The 15261-nt window shown below is 73.4% G+C and carries 4 protein-coding genes; all 4 read right to left on the bottom strand.

Features of this window, described 5'->3' with window-relative positions; translation table 11 throughout:
* Nucleotides 1–87: 87 nt before the first annotated feature.
* The 4 genes from ACQP09_RS33455 to ACQP09_RS33470 all read right to left on the bottom strand — a co-directional run bounded on the left by ACQP09_RS33455 (nucleotide 88) and on the right by ACQP09_RS33470 (nucleotide 15073).
* Nucleotides 88–279 (bottom strand): thiazolylpeptide-type bacteriocin, encoded by a 192-nt coding sequence (locus tag ACQP09_RS33455; RefSeq protein WP_432152354.1) that lies wholly within the window; start codon nucleotides 277–279, stop codon nucleotides 88–90.
* A 335-nt stretch (nucleotides 280–614) separates the two neighbouring features.
* Complete coding sequence (locus tag ACQP09_RS33460; RefSeq protein ID WP_433406419.1) at nucleotides 615–12845, bottom strand: amino acid adenylation domain-containing protein; 12231 nt, start codon at nucleotides 12843–12845, stop codon at nucleotides 615–617.
* A gap of 249 nt (nucleotides 12846–13094) precedes the next feature.
* On the bottom strand, nucleotides 13095–13430 hold the full coding sequence (locus ACQP09_RS33465; RefSeq protein ID WP_433406421.1) for an antibiotic biosynthesis monooxygenase family protein: 336 nt from the start codon (nucleotides 13428–13430) through the stop codon (nucleotides 13095–13097).
* Nucleotides 13431–13522: 92 nt separating this feature from the next.
* Nucleotides 13523–15073 carry a S1 RNA-binding domain-containing protein gene (locus ACQP09_RS33470; RefSeq protein ID WP_433406422.1) on the bottom strand — a complete coding sequence of 517 codons (1551 nt, stop codon included), beginning with the start codon at nucleotides 15071–15073 and terminating at the stop codon, nucleotides 13523–13525.
* Nucleotides 15074–15261: the final 188 nt, after the last annotated feature.

The following is a 15261-nucleotide window of genomic DNA, read 5'->3' on the forward strand; positions in this document are numbered from 1 at the left end:
ACGGGTTCGTACGCGAGCGGGCCTCCGCGGCACCGTGGCGCGGAGACGCGCCGAAGCGGTGCCGCGGAAGCCCTCACGGCTCCTGTGTCACGCGGTGTCGAACTGCACCGGCGGCTGGACACTGCAACCGCTGCAGCCCTGACAGGACGTCGAGGAGGAGGACGACAGCGAGTAGGTGGACTCGCCTATTCCGGCCGTGTCGCGCATCGCGGTGACGGTGATCTCTCCGAGATCCAGTCCGTCGAGATCGAAGGAGGTGGCCATTTCGGGAAGGGACATGTGTTCTCCGGGAGTCGAGAGAGCAGGAACGGTGCTCCTGTGTGCACCGGTTCGGCAGCGTAGGTCGGAGCCCGGCACCCGGAGCAGCACCGTATTCAGCCAACGGGACGGCGGAGAAATGTCTTAAAAGTGCGATTACCGGCCGATTGCCACCCGGTGACCGCCGACACGCGACGGCATATGTTCGCTTCCGGAAAGCGGCACGCGTGGAGATGCGCGACTCTGTCGGCCTTTCTCCCGGTGCGACGGTATCGAAAGGTGAATCCGCTGTTCCGGAGCCCCTCCGTCCGGATTCTTCTGCCGTCCGGAGGGGCGCGGAGAGACAATCCTTACGTTTATTCGGCCCGGGCCCTTTCCGCCATCTGCCGGACCACATCCGGGCCGATGGCGTGGGTGAGCAGATGGAGCGGCGCCGCACCCGTTCCGCCGGCTTCCGCCGCAGCCCAGTAGGCCAGGCCGGTGGCCGCGTCGACCGGCCCGCGAACGAGCGGCACGTCGGTTCCGGAGGCGTGCAGCAGGGACTCCAGCCGGCAGGACGCGATGGTGCCGGGCAGCGCGGGCTGCGCGAGGTATCCGGCCACCGCGGCGGCCGGCAGCCCGTCGGCCACCTGCCGCTCCACGGTCCCGACGCTCAACAGCCCGCCGCCCACCACCAGGACGTCCTTCGCCCGCTCCATCCGGCCGAGGGCCCGCCCGGTGTCGAAGCAGTGCGGGAACGAGTCGTCCACCACCGTCGTACCGGGTTCAAGACGGTCCACGTCGAGGAGCGTGCCGCCGCCGCTGACCGCCGCGACGATCAGACGCGCTCCGTAGACCGCGTCGGGAAGTCCGCCGACCGATTCGAGTACGTCGACCTCATCGGCCAGACCGCGTTCCCGCAGGTGCTCGGCGAGCTCCTTGAGGCGCGGTCCGCTGCCCGGCACGTCGCAGAGCAACAGTCGCGCGGGCGGACCCGCCGCCTGGCCGAGCAGCAGCTCCAGGGACGAGGAGCCGATGGAGCCCAGCCCCACGAACGCGACGGTGAGGGAACCCAGTTCCTGTCCGGTGGCGTCGAGCGCGGCGTGGACGGTCCTGACGACGGAGACGACGGTCGCCGCATGCCCGGTGGTCACGGCCGTGGCCGCTCCGGTGGTGCCGATGGCGCGCAGGACGTCGAACCCGTAGCCGGTGAGCGAGGGGATCATGCCGGCGAGGGAGACGGACCGGGCACCGAGGGACGAGGCGAGCTCCACGCCGTGCGCGGTGTGGCGGAGGAGAGCGGAGTCCGGTGCCAGCTCGTCCGCGAACAGCGGGACGCACACGAAGCCCGAACGCCCCAGCGGGGTGCTCAGGGTCTCCAGAAGGCGCGGGCGCCCGTCCGGGAAGAGGAGGGCGCGCAGCTCCTCACGGGGCAGCGCCGCCTCCGGCAGCCGTGCCAGCCGGGCGAGGTGGGCCGGGGACGGCAGATAGCCGATGAGCGCGGCATCCATGCCCTGCGCCCGCTTGTCCACTGCAGAGCGGTTCTCGACCCGTCGCTGCTCCGGAACCGGCGCGGCCGCCGCGCGTGTCAACGCATCCCGTACCGCCTCCGCGAACGCGGTCAGGGCCTGCGGTGTGAACGCCGCAGCCGATGCGCGGACCGTGAGCCGCAGCCGCCCGGAGTCCAGGCCGGCCGCCAGGAACACATCCGTACCGACCGGAGGCGGGGTGTACTCGCCGCCACCGTCCGGACGGCCGACCGTGAGGGTCCGCCCGCTCTCCGGCCCCAGCGCGGAGAAGTCCAGGTAGGTGAAGAAGAACTGCGAGGACAGCGGCAGCCCGTTGGGCAGGGACGGTACGGGACCTTCGTGGACCTGCGTCGCCGTCGCCTCGGCGACGACCCGCCGCAGATCGTCCGCGAAGTCCGCGTCGGAGGTCCGCCCGGAGCCCGGACCGGCCGGCCGCAGCGGCACGGCCGTGGCATAGGGGCCGAACACCCGGTGCGCGTCCGGCAGAGCGAGGTCCCTGCCGCTGACGGCGAGCCCGAGCACCAGATCCTCCCGGTCGGTCGCCGCCACGAGGGCCCGGTAGTAGGCGGTCAGCACGGGAGCGTAGAGGGCGGCACCGGTACGGGAGGCGAGGCCACGCAGCTGCTCCACCTGGTCCGCCTCGATGGTGAACTCGTGCGCGTGGAACGGCATATGACGGCTCGCCTCATATCCGCTCCCGCTGCTCCCGCTGCTCCCGCCGCTCCCGCCGCTCCCGCTGCTCCCGCCGCTTCCGCTGCTCTCGTCGCTCCCAGTGGTTTCGGCGGTGAGGACCGGCGGCCGGTAAGGGGCGCTGAGCAGCTCCCACCGGCTCCCGTCCGCCGCCGTCGCCGCCTCCGTCCGGACGGCGAGACGGGCGGCGTGGTCGCGGAACGTGCTGCGCAGCGGGGCCAGGGCCGGCTCCTCACCCAGGGACAGCGCGTCGTACACGGCCGTCACCTCCCGGATCAGGAGCGCCGCGCTGTAGCCGTCGCCGATGATGTGGTGCGCGTGCACCAGGAGTACGTGGTCGTCGGGGGCGAGGGTGAGCACCCGCAGGCGCAGCAGGGGCCAGGCCCAGGGTTCGAAGCGGCGCGCCCGTTCGGCGGCGGCTCTGTCGTCGACGGCGCGCGGGTCGGAGAGGGTCTCGAAGTCGACCGGCAGGCGCAGGGACGGCGGCAGCTCCTGCTGGACGGCCGGGCGTGCGCCGGCGGGAAAGACGGTGCGCAGCATGGGATGCCGTACGACGAGGGCGTCCACCGCTTGCTGGAACCGTGCCGTGTCGAGCTGGCCGCGCAGGCGCAGTCGGGTGAGCCAGGACGATGCCTCACCGGGTGCGATGGCTTCTGCCAGCAGGAAGCCCCGTTGGGTGGGTGTGAGCGGGAAGGGCGTGGGCCCGGCGCCGTCCGTCACGGCCGTGACGGGACCTGTGGCGTCCACGGAGTCTGACTCCGAGGCGGCCGCATCCACCGCGGCGGCCAGTGCGGACAGGGTGCGGTGACGGTAGATCACGGTCGGCCGGGGGAGCGGACCACCCTCCTCCGCCAGCCGGGCGAACACCTCCAGCACGAGCAGGGAGTCGCCGCCGAGCGCGAAGAAGTCGTCCTCACGGCACACGTCGTCGGCCTGGAGCAGCGCCGACCAGATCCGCGCCAGCCGGACCTCGGTCGCCGTCGCGGGCGGCGTACCCAGAACATCGCCGGACGTCGACGCGCCGCTTCCGCCGTTCACCCCTCCACCCGAAGACAGCCCCGAGAAGAGGTCGAGCACCTGCCGCCGGTCGATCTTGCCCGTCCCGGTGAGCGGCATCGCCTCCACCGGAGTGATGCGGGACGGCGCCATGTACGACGGCAGGGTCCGCGAGAGATGGAGCCGCAGGCCCACGGCGTCCACGCCGGACGCTCCCGGCCTCGGGGTCACGAACGCGATGAGGCGGCCCTCCTGGAGGAGCACCACGGCCTGCGCGATGTCCGGATGGTCCCGGAGCACGGCCTCGATCTCACCGAGCTCGACCCGGTTGCCGCGCACCTTCACCTGGTCGTCCAGCCGCCCGAGGAACTCCAGGGTGCCGTCCTCGGCAACCCGCGCCCGGTCGCCGCTGCGGTACCAGCGCCGCCCGCGCCGATAGGTGAACGCAGCCTCGGTCAGGGCAGGTTCACCGAGGTATCCCGGCGTCAGACCGGCCCCGGCGATGAGCAGCTCACCGGCTTCGCCGGGCTGCCGCAGCTCTCCGTCGGGCCCGACGACCTCCACCTCCGTCCAGGCCACCGGGCGGCCGATGGGCAGCTGGCGTACATGGTCGGCGGGCCGGGCGCCGATGATGTGGCAGGTCGTGTTGATGGTGGCCTCGGTCGGCCCGTACAGGTTGGCGATCCGCTGCCCGTCGCCGAAGAGATCGAACCAGCGGCGCACATGGGCGGGCGACAGGGCCTCGCCGCCGACGTGCACCCACCGGAGGGCGGAGAGACCGGGCCGTGGCGCACCGCGCCGTACCCGCTCCTCGGAAGCGGTGAGGAGCTGTTCCCAGAGGGTGGGCACCGAGCTCCACACGGTGATCCGGGCGCGTTCGACATGGGTCAGCAGGAGGTCGGGGTCGCGCAGGAGGTCGCGGTCCACCGTCACCACGGTCGCGCCGACGAGCAGAGGCGCGAGGAGCTGGCGGACGGAGGCGTCGAAGCAGAGCGAGGCCGTCTGGGCGAGGCGGTCGTGCTCGTCGTAGCCGAAGGTGCCGATGGCCCAGGAGAGGTAGTTCTCCATCGAACGGTAGGTGATGGGCACGGCCTTGGGACGCCCGGTGGACCCGGAGGTGAAGATCACGTAGGCGATGGAGTCCGCGTCGACGGGATGGCCGACGGGAGGGTCGACGGGACGGCCGGGGACCTCGCCGTGCCCCTGCGCGTCGACCTCCGCCCCATCGACGGAGATCAAGCTGACGTCACCGAGGGCTTCGCCCACCGCATGGGTCGCGGCATGGCAGAGCACCGCACGGGCTCCCGAGCGGTCGAGCTGGTCCGCGAGGCGCGCGGCCGGGTGGCCCGGGTCCAGCGGCACCCAGCCGGCGCCGGCGCGCAGGACGGCGACGACCGAGACGACGGCGTCGGCCCCCGGCTCGGTGAGCAGCCCGACCAGGCTTCCCGGAGTGACACCATGGGCCACGAGCCGGGACGCGAGGGCCTGGGAGGCACGGTCGAGTTCGGCGTACGTCAGACGGCCGGTGCCCGTATCGACGGCGACCGCGTCCGGAGCGGCCCGGAACCGGGCGAGCAGCCGCTCCACGATCGTGGCGGGTCCTGTCGCGGTGCCGGTGGCCTCGGCCAAGGCGGTCAGCTCGGCGTGGAAGTCGCGGTCCAGCCGCGCCACGGTCGCCGCGTCGAAGAGCTGGACGGGGAAGTTCCACGAGAAGCGCAGGACCGGGCCGTCCTGCCAGCACAGCAGGCTGAGGCGGGTGGCCGGGGTGCCGGTCCCGGCCGCCGTCGGCCGGACGGTCACCGGGCACCGCGCGTCGAGTGCTGCCGGGAAGCGGGCGAAGCTGAACCCGGCCGGGCTCACCGTCCGCGGCCCCGCCCAGGCCGGGTCGTCCGGCACCAGCCGGGCCAGGTCGAGGCTGGTGGGCGCCGCATGCCGCTCGCTCTCCAGCCAGATCCGCCCGAGCCGCTCGGCCAGGACCTCGACCGGCTCGTCCGGGTCGCTCGCGCACAGCAGCGGGAGGGTGTCGGCGAGCGGCCCCACGAGCCGGCCCAGACCCGGCAGCCGGGCGTCCCGCCGGGCACGGGCGACGTTCACCGCGACCTCGCGCTGCCCGCTCCACCGGCCCAGGCACCGCACATGGACGGCGAGCAGCAGATGGAACAGGCTTACACCGAGCGCGGCGGCCCGCTGTTCCAGCGCGGCGGTCACCTGCGCGTCGAGTGCGCTGAGACGGGTCGCCAGAGGCGCGGCCGGAAGGGCGGCGGGATCGCCGTCGTACGGCAGCCGAAGCGCCTCGCCCCGGCCGGCCAGCCGTTCCGACCAGTGGCGCAGGTCGGCGGCGAGAGCCTCGGCACCGGCCGCGGACGACCGCTCCTCGGCGGCAGCGGCGGAGTACCGTGCGAAGTCGGTCGGCAGGGAAGGCAGTTGGGGTGCGGGGTCCTCTCCTCGGGCGAGGGCGGTGTAGAGCCACCAGAGTTCCCCGGCCAGGATGTTGAGGCTGTAGCCGTCACCGGCCGCATGGTGGATCACCAGCACCAGATGGGCCAGGTCCGGGGTCTCGCGGGCGAGGACCGCGCGGACGGGCGGCTCGGCGGAGAGGTCGAACGGCCGGTTGCGCAGGGCGCTTTCGAGTTCCTCGATGGGACCGGGCCGCTCGCGCACCTCGTACCAGTCGGCCAGGGCGGAGGCAGGCGCGACGTACTGCCGAGGCGCTCCACCGGACTTGTCAGGGCCGTTCTCGATGCGGATCCGCAGCATGGCGTGCCGATCGGCGAGCGCGGTGAGCGCGCGGCCGAGAAGCCCGCTGTCCAGGGGCCCTTCGACGATCTGGCGGACGTACCCATGGGCTGGGATGTCCGGATGGAGCCGGCCGCTGGTGTGCAGGGCCAGCTGGACCGGGGTGAGCGGGAACGGCACGCCGTCCGCGACGGGGGAGGCGGCCATGGGCGGGGCCGGTGCAGGGTCGGCGGGAGCGTCGAGGTGGGCGGCCAGCTCGCGGACGGTCCGGTACTCGAAGAACAGCGTGGCGGGCAGGGAAGCGCCCAGCTCCCGCTCCAGCTGCCGTACGAGATCGACGGCGGCGAGCGAGTCCAGGCCGAGGGTGAGGAACGGCGCGTCGTCGGGGATCTCGGCAGGGGGCAGCCGCAACGCCGCGCCAAGGAGGCGGCGCAGCAAGGCGGCGGTACCGGCGGTGGTATCCGTATCGGCGCCCGCGACGACCAGCGAGCGGGACGGTCGTGCATCCGGTACGGACTCGGCCGCCGCCCCCTCCACGGGCAGCGAGGCCCCGGCGACGATCGCCGCACCCTCCGCGGGCGGAGACGGCACCGTCGGATCGGCCAGCAGCAACTGCGCCGCATCGACCCCGCACGCCGTACGGAGCGCCGCCAGCGCGGGAGCCGTGGCCACCGGCCGGCCGCCGGCCCGCTGCACGGCGGGGGAGTCCGGCACCGATCCGGTGCCGAGGCCCGCGGCCATGCCCGTCTCGGCGAACGCGGCGAGGTTCACGGACTGCCAGGGCCGGCCGGCCCGCCGCTCCGATGCGGCGAACGCGTCGAGGAAGGCGTTGGCACCGGCGTACTCGCCCAGGCCGCCCGCCAGCCCCGGCAGCAGCGCGGAGACGGACGAGAACGCGATACGGACCGCCGGGTCGAGTCCGTACCGGCGCAGGGCCGCGGCGAGCAGCACGATGCCCCGCGTCTTCGCGGCCAGGACGGCGGCGGTCTCCTCCGCACGTCGGTTCCGCAGACTGCCGGGGCGGACGACCCCGGCCGCATGGAAGAGGCCGTCCAGACAGGGCAGTTGGGCGATGAGCGCGTCGACGTCCTGCTCCACCGAGACATCGGCCACGCGGTAGTGGACGGTGGCGCCGAGCGCCCGGAGTTCCGCGACGAGTTCTGCGGGAGGCTGCGGTGAACGTCCGGCGAGTACGAGGGTGGGACGGCCTCTCCCGGCCAGGTCCCGGGCGAGCGCGCCGCCGACCCCGCCGCCACCTCCGGTGATGAGGAAGGTGCCGTCGGGCGGCAACGGGGACCCGGCCGCCTCCTTCACCGCCAGAGGCACGATCGTGCGGCTGAGCCTGCGGCCCGCACGCCAGGCGACGGTGATGGTCTCGCCCGGGGCACCGCTGTCCGCACGAAGTTCGGCGAGCACGGCGGCCAGCCGCTGGGCCGGGGTGTCCAACGAGCAGAGGTCGACACCGGTGGCCGAGCAGCCGGGCGCCTCCGCGGGCAGGGCCAGCAGCGCCCCGCCCAGCACCGCGTGGGCGGGCCGAGGCCGCTCGGGCACGACTCCGGTGATGTGGACGTCCTCCGTCAGCACCACCATCCGGGGCGCCCGCGTCGCGTCGAGCCCGGCGAGCGCCACGTCGAAGGCGGCCAGCGCGATCTCCTGCGCCCGGCCGAGCGCATCGGCACCCTCGTCCACGTCCGGAGCGGAACCGGCCACCAACACGACGGCATCCGGCGGCTCCTGCTCCCCGCCTCCGGTGTGCAGCCGGATGCCCTCGGCGGTCAGCTGCTCGCCGAGCCGCTCGACGGACGCGGCATCAGAGCCGGTCAGCAGTACGGAACGCACCACCGCCATGGTGGCGGCCTCGGGCAGCGCGGAATCCTCCCACCGCACCTGGTGCAGCAGGGGGCTCACCGGCGGATCGGCCCAGTAACGGTCGCGCCGGAAGGGATAGGTGGGCAGCGGAACCCGGCGGCGACCGGCATCGAGAGCGGACCGGTCGAGCGGCACACCATGCGACCACAGCCGCCCGACGGTCTCCAGGAGCGCCCGCAGCCCGTCACCGCCAGGCGCGCGGGTGTCCGTACCGCCAGGCAGAGCGGGAACGACCAGCACACCACGATCCCGGCCGGCTTGCGCCGCCCCGCGCGGCTCGTCGGCAGCCGTACCGTCCACGTCGCCCCCCCGACACACCCCCGCAGCGGCCGCCACACGCGCCGCACCCGACAAGGTCGCCCCGTGCCCGACCTCCACGAACGTGTCGTACCCCTCCCCCGCCATCCGCTCCACCGCGGCCCCGAACAGCACCGGCCGCAGGGCGTGGTCGCTCAGGTACTCCGGGCCGAGGACCGGCTGCCACTCGCCGGTGACCGTGCTCATCAGCGGGACGGACGGGTCGCGGAGCGTGAGCGTACGGGCCGCGTCGGCGAGCCGGTCGGCGACCGGGTGCATCAGCGGCGAGTGGAAGGCCCGGGATACCCGCAGACGACGTACGGGAATGTCCAGGCCATCGAGGTCGCGCGCGGCCCGCTCCACCGCGGAGACGGAACCCGAGAGAACCTGAAGCCCTGGACCGTTGTACGCGGCCACGGCGAGGTCACCGCCAGCCTCCGCCACCAGCGCGGCGACGGCCTCCTCACCTCCGCGGACGGCGATCATGGCGCCCGGCTCGGTGAACGCGCCCATGAGACGGCCGCGTTCGGCCGCGAACCGTACGGCGTCCCGCAAGGTCAGCACTCCGCCCACACAAGCGGCCGCGACCTCCCCGACGCTGTGTCCGGCGACCGCGTCGGGCTCCACGCCCCACTCCCGCAACTGCCGGGCGAGAGCGATCCCGGAGGCGACGAGCAGCGGCTGCGCCACCTCCGTCAGAGCCTGCGCGTCGCGGTCCACATCAGGGTCCACCGCCCACTCCACCAGCGACCGCCCGCCCACCGGACCGAGGAGCGCGGACGCCTCGTCGAGGGTCTCCCGGAACACCGGCGCCGTACGGTACAGCGCCCGGTCCCGCCCGGGGAACTGCGCACCCTGCCCGGGAAACAGGAAGACGAGCCGCGGCCGCGAACGGGCGATGCCCGACGTACGCGGCACGGACGTCGTGTACCGGTCACGCTGATCCACCTCCGCGCGCCCCACGGACGCTGTGAGCCGGTCGTGCAGGTCCCCGTCCGCGACGACGGCGAGCCGGTAGGGACCGTCGTCCCGGGACGTGCTCGCGGTGAAGCAGACATCTCCCTCGTCCAGCTCCGGGTGGCTGCCCAGACGGGAGGCGAGCCGCTCCGCCGCCTCCCGCAGCCCGTCCGCACTGCGGGCCGACAGGGTCAGCAGACGCGGCCCGCTGTCCACACTCTCGTACGGGGCGGGGGTCGGCGCCTCCTCCAGTACGGCATGGGCGTTGGTGCCGCCGAAGCCGAAGGCGTTGATGCCCGCCACGAGCGGTCCGGTAGACGTCCACTCCCGGGCCTCGGTCAGCACACGGAATCCGGCGGGCGTGAGGCCCGGTGAAGGGGACGCGTGGTGCAGCGACGGAGGAAGCGTGCGGTGGCTCAGCGCCAGCACGACCTTCACCAGCGCGGGCAGGGCGGCCGCGTTGAGCAGATGGCCGAGGTTCGTCTTCACCGAACCGAGCAGCCGCGGCTCGCCGTCGGCCCGTACCGGAAACGCGTGGGCGAGCGAACGCAGCTCGATCGGATCACCCACGGCTGTCCCCGTCCCATGGGCCTCCACATAGGTCACCGAGGCGGGATCGACCCCGGCCGCCTCGTACGCCCGGGTGATGACCTCGCGCTGCCGCAGCGGATTGGGTGCCATGAGGCTCATCGAGCGGCCGTCGTTGTTGACGGCCGTGCCCCGGACCACCGCGAGGACGGAGTCGTCGGCGGCACGGGCGGCGTCCAGACGCGTCAGGACGACGGCGGCGCCCCCCTCACCGGGGACGAAGCCGTCGGCGTCGGTACTGAAGGCGCGGCTGCGGCCGGTGGGGGAGAGGGCCCGGGCCTCCTCCAGCAGACGGTGACCGGTCGACGTCAGGTGCAGGTTGACCCCGCCGACCACCGCGAGGTCGCACTCGCCGTCCAGGAGGCTGCGCCGCGCCAGGTGCAGGGCCACCAGCCCCGACGAACAGGCCGTGTCCACGGCGAGCGCGGGACCGTCGAGGTCGAGGCACTGGGAGACGCGGGCGGCGATCAGGTTCGGCAGGTTGCCGGTGAGCGTGCCGGGCAGCGGAAACCCGTCGGCGGATGCCCGGTCCAGCACCTCCCGGTAGCCGCTCTCCCCGACGGCCGCGAAGACGCCGATCCTGCGGCCGCGCCGGCGGGGCCCCGCGTATCCGGCACGTTCGAGCGCCTCATGGGCGAGTTCGAGGAAGAGCCGCGCCTGCGGGTCGAGCGCGCGGGCCTCGTCCTCGCCGATGCCGAAGTAGCCGGCGTCGAAAGCGGCGGGATCGTCGAGCAGAGCACCCCAGCGCTTCGGCGGAGCGGCCGACCGGGCCCTCGGATCGTCCCATCGCCCGTCCGGTACGGGGGCGACGGCGTCGTGCCCGTCGACGAGCAGCTCCCAGAACGCGTCGGGCGTATCGGCGCCGGGAAACCGGCAGGCCATCCCGATGACGGCTGCGGCGGCTGCCCGGTCCTGCCGGTCATGAGGCGCGGACGCGGGACGCACCGGCCCGGGTTCCGGAACGGGCAAAGCCGTCAGCAGATGCCCGGCCAGCGCGGCGACCGTCCCGTGGTCACGGATCACCGCAGGCGGCAGGGTCAGCCCGAACGCGTCCTCCAGGGCGACGAGCACCTCCATGGCCTTGAGCGACGTCCCACCGAGGCTCCCGAACGGCTCATGCAGCCCGATCGACTCGACGACCCGCCCCAGCACCCGCGCCCACACCTCCCGTACGAGCTCTTCGGCTTCGCCGCGCGAGCGCGGAGCCCCGGCCCGTACGGGATCGGAGGTCCCATCACCGGCCGACGAGGCCTCACCACCGGCCGAGGCCGCATCACCGGTCGGAGCCACACGACCAGCCGAAGCCGCACCACCGACCGCAGCCGCACCACTCACCCCGTGGGCATCCGCCTCGAACCGCTCCCGCAGCCGCTGCCGTTGCAGTTTCCTGCTCGTCGTCCGGGGAAAGGCGCCCGGAGGCAGGGCCAGCACCCGTACGTCGTCGTGGAGCAGCGCCTCGCGAACCCGGGCCGCGACCCGTTCGAGCACCTCCGCCGCCTCGCGCGGCGGCCGGGCCCAAGGGACGAAGACGACCACGCGCTCGCCACCCGTCACGGGATCGGTCGAGCCGATCACCGCAGGAGCACCGGGCGGCAGCCCGGGCGTCGCCGCCGCGACCGCCTCCATGTCCGGGGCGTGGAAGGTGCGGCCGTTGAGGAAGAGCACGTCCTTGTGGCGCCCGGTGACGCACAACCGCCCGTCCCGCAGGAACCCGAGATCGCCGGTACGCAGCCACCCGCCGGAGAACACATCGGCGCTCACACCGGGAAGGCCGTGGTAGCCACGGGCCAGCTGAGGGCCGCGCACCATGATGTGCCCGACCCGCCGGTCGCCGAGCTCCGCACCGCCGTCGTCCACGATCCGTACGGCACAGCCCGCCACCGGAACCCCGACGTCCATCAGCTCGACCGCCCCCGCGCCCGCCACGCCATCGACGGCCGCACCCCGGCTCAGCGCCTCCCGGTCCAGGACCAGCGGCTCGGCCACCTCTCCCGGCGGCGGGAACGTCACGGCCAGCGTCGCCTCCGCCAGCCCGTAGACCGGCTGGGCCGCCGCCGGATCCAGCCCGGCCGGACGCATCCTGCGGGCGAACTCCCGCCACACCGCGGGCGCGATCGGTTCCGCACCCACCAGCATCAGCCGTACGCTCGACAGATCCAGCCGCTCGACGACCGCGCCGGGAACCCGCCGTACGGCCAGTGCCAGCGCGAAGTTGGCCGCGGACAGCACGGTGGCCCGGTGCCGCTCCGCCACCTCGAACCATATCTGGGGCCGCTTGGCGAACGACAGCGGCCCGATCTTCACCTGCTTGGCGCGGGCGGCCAGCGGGGCGAGGTGGGTCCCGATGAGCCCCATGTCGTGGAAGTACGGCATCCAGCTGACCACGACGTCGTCCGCCGCGAGCGCCGAGGCCTCCCGTATCTGCCCCAGATTGGCCAGCACCGCACGATGGGTCACCTCCACCCCCTTGGGCGCACCGGTGCTCCCGGAGGAGAACTGCACGAAGGCCACCTCGTCCGGCCCGGCCCGGAAGGGCTCCCGCAGCACCGGCCCTTCCCGCAGCACATCGAGCGTGAGAGTGCGTACGTCATCGGGCAGTTCACCGGCCACCGGCCTGGTCGCCGCGTCCACGACGACGGGCGGCCGGCCCAGGTGCTCCCAGACCGGCAGGACGCGCCGGGCGTCGGGAGCCAGCGGCACGGGGACGAGCCCGGCGGCGAGCGCGCCCCAGAACATGGGCTGGAAGTCCTCGCTGCGATCGGCGAGCAACGGCACACGGGTCCCCGGCACGACACCGGCCTCCCGGAAACCGCCGGCCACGCACAGCGCATCGTCGAGCAGCTCAGGCAGAGCGACGGTCAACTCGCTGCCGTCACCGCGGACATGAACGACCACCTGCCCAGGAGCCTCACGGACCGCGCCCAGCAGTACATCCAGCAGTGTCATGTCGTCGTCCCCCGGTACGTTCTCCACACGCGCGGCAAGGCGCGCGCTGAAATCCTTACGGAGGGACCTCGCCCCGCTCGCCGGCCCCCGCTATCGATCTTAAGAAAGCCCTGGCCGCAGGGGATCAACCGCCGGGAGGAGACGGCGTGGGTCCAGAGTCTGACCCGGGCGCCGCGAAGGGGGTACGACAGTATCGGGGGCACGGGCGCACCCTCACACCGGAAGGCCCCGCCCGTGCCCCGCGGCTATCTACTCACCGGTAGCCGGCCCGGCCTGCTGCACCACCTCGAAGGACCAGACGGTGGACCCGCTCGCCGCCGGCTTGGGACGCTCGCCACCTTCGGCGCCGCCACCGCCCTGGTGCGCGGCCTTCATCGGGCCCTCCATCCAGGCCTGGAAGGACGCCTCGTCACGCCAGCGCGTGTAGACGAGGTAGTTGTCCGTGCCCTCGACGGGCCGGAGAAGCTCGAACCACTCGAACCCGTCGGAGTTCTCGACGGCGTGGGCCCGGGACGCGAAGCGCTTCTCCAGCACCTCGCGCTGTTCCTGGGGGACGGTCAGCACATTGATCTTGACTACGCTCATGGCTTCATCCTGCCGTACGACCCCCGCCCGGAAGATCGGCGGCCCCGCCGTGTACGCGAACGGGCCGGGCCGCCCGAGCCGGCTCGTGGCCATCAGGCCCCCGCGACGGCCCGCCGGTGCGAGAGGACGATCCGGCGCCGGATCGGGTCGACGTCCAGGATCCTGACCGCCAGCAGGTCACCGACCCGGACAGCGATATCCGTGCCGTCCAGCTGCTCGTCCCGCAGCTCGGAGATGTGCACCAGCCCCTCGAACCCGTCCGCCGCCTCCTCCACGCGGACTAGCACACCGAAGGGCAGGACCTTGGTGACGGGTCCGACGACCGTACGGCCGATCCGTCCGGTCAACAGCCGCATCGGATCCTCGTGCAGGGCCTTCAGCGACAGCGACACGCGTTCGGGCAGGAGCTCGACGCCGAGGATCTCGGCGTCGACCTTCTCGCCGACGGAGACGACGTCGGACGGGTGGTCGAAGGAGCGCCACGACAGCTCGGGGATGTTGATCATCGCCTCGAAACCGCCGATGTCCACGAAGGTGACGCCGAAGTCGGCGATGCGGGTCACCGTGCCGCCGACGATCCGGCCGGGACGCAGCGTACGGAGGAGGGCCCAGTGCCGGTCCGCCGGCGCCGGGTCGGTCCGCCATCGGGCCCGTACGACCCCGTCGGCGTCGGGCATGACGGCGGTGAACAACGGCACGCGCTCATCGGCGGTCACGGGGAGGAGCGACACGGCGGCGGCACCGGATATCCGGCCGGCGAGCGCGGTGAACGTGTCCCCGTCGACGAGCGCGCTCCGGACAGGACCGTCCTCCTCGTCCTGCCACACGCACTCCGCCGTGCCGTCGGCCGGGAAGGTGCTCAGGACGGTGTCCACGTCGGACGACAGACCGGGCCACACGGCGAGCCGGGCGCGCGGGGCGATCCGGGGCCGTACCTCCTCGACACCGCCCCGGGAGAGGCGGTGCCACCGCGAGGCGCCCTCGACGTACATCTCCTCCAGCACTCCGGCCCGGCGCGCCGAGACCATCCGGCTCAGCCCGCCCCAGAACGCGTCGTCGGCCGGACGCTGGACGTCCTCGCCCGTCTCCATGGCGTACGGGGAGGAGTCCAGGCGCTCCGGGAACAGGCCGAGTTGCCGGGTCCGGGCCCGTGCCCGCTCGCAGGGCCGGTCGGTGCCGATGTAGAGGTACTGGTCCCAGCCCACGTGGACCGTGAACCTGTCCTCCCACTCCAGCCGGCACCAGGCACCGTTGTCGCGCAGCATGGCCCGTACCAGCTCGAGACCGACGTCGAGCGGGACGACGGCCCCGTCGTGAAAGCCCTCCGGAGGTCCGCCCGGTGAGTCTCCGGTGGGGCTTCCGGCGTGGCATTCCCGCGCCGGCGGGAACAGACCGGCCAGTCCGAAGCCGTCCACCGGCGGTTCGGCGCCGAAGTGGGCGAGCGAAGGGATCTGCGGCTCGCGTACGGCCAGTTCATCGATGCCCGAGTCCTCGGCGAAGGCCGCGACCGCCCGGAGGTAGGCCGCCTCGACCTCACCGTGGTCGCTGAGGGTGTCCTGCGGGCCGGTGTAGCGGCCGTGTCGGTCGCGGTGGGCGGGGTCGTACTTGGTCACGCGGTGGAAGAAGGACGGCACCCGCCCCATCCTCCAGCACCGTCGGCCACCCGATGACACAGGCATCCAAGGGCACCCGGGAGCCCTGCCCCGAGAACGGCGCAGACGCACCCGATATGCTGCGTCCTCCCCACGGGGGAAGTCCGGTCGAAGTCCGGCGCTGACCCGCAACGGTAGGCGGAACCCCCGGTTCCGTAAGCCCGATCACCCGTGGCGGA

This window comes from Streptomyces sp. CA-146814 (assembly GCF_050942385.1).
Classification (GTDB): Bacteria; Actinomycetota; Actinomycetes; order Streptomycetales; family Streptomycetaceae; genus Streptomyces.